Below are 505 nucleotides of genomic sequence, written 5' to 3' on the forward strand. Positions count from 1 at the left end.
CTGGTCGCCTCCCTCACCGACCGCTTCGGCCCGCATGGCGCCATCGGCGTCATCCTCCTCGAACGGCGCCCCGACGCCGACCACATCAAGCTCCTCGCCACCTCCTGCCGCGTGGTGTCCTTCGGTGTGGGAGCGGCCCTGCTGCGCTGGCTCACCGACGAGACCGCCCGCGCCGGCACCACCCTCACCGCGGCCTTCCGCCGCACCGAACGCAACCGGATGATGGAGGTCGCCTACCGCTTCGCGGGCTTCGAGGACGTACCCGGCCGGCCTGACCCGGCGGAGGACGGCGCCCAGACCCTCCTCCTCAAACCCTCCCGCCAGTCCGCACCGCCTCACCTCAAGGTGCTCGCCCCGCGCCTGTTCTGCCCCGGGCGCGAGCTGATCGAGTGGGGCACGGCGGACGGCTGACCCGGCCGCTGCGGCTGAAGGGTGTCCTTGTTCCGATCCGCCGAGCGCATGGCCCGTAACTACGAACGGCGAACCCGAGCCACCACCTGCCCGT

General features: G+C 72.3%; 1 pseudogene. It reads left to right on the plus strand.

Annotation, left to right across the window (positions count from 1 at the left end):
• Window positions 1-411, plus strand: a pseudogene (locus CCN51_RS50650) (HAD-IIIC family phosphatase); the annotation flags it as partial.
• Window positions 412-505 lie beyond the last annotated feature (94 nt).

It is taken from the genome of Streptomyces milbemycinicus (assembly GCF_002154605.1).
GTDB lineage: Bacteria > Actinomycetota > Actinomycetes > Streptomycetales > Streptomycetaceae > Streptomyces > Streptomyces milbemycinicus.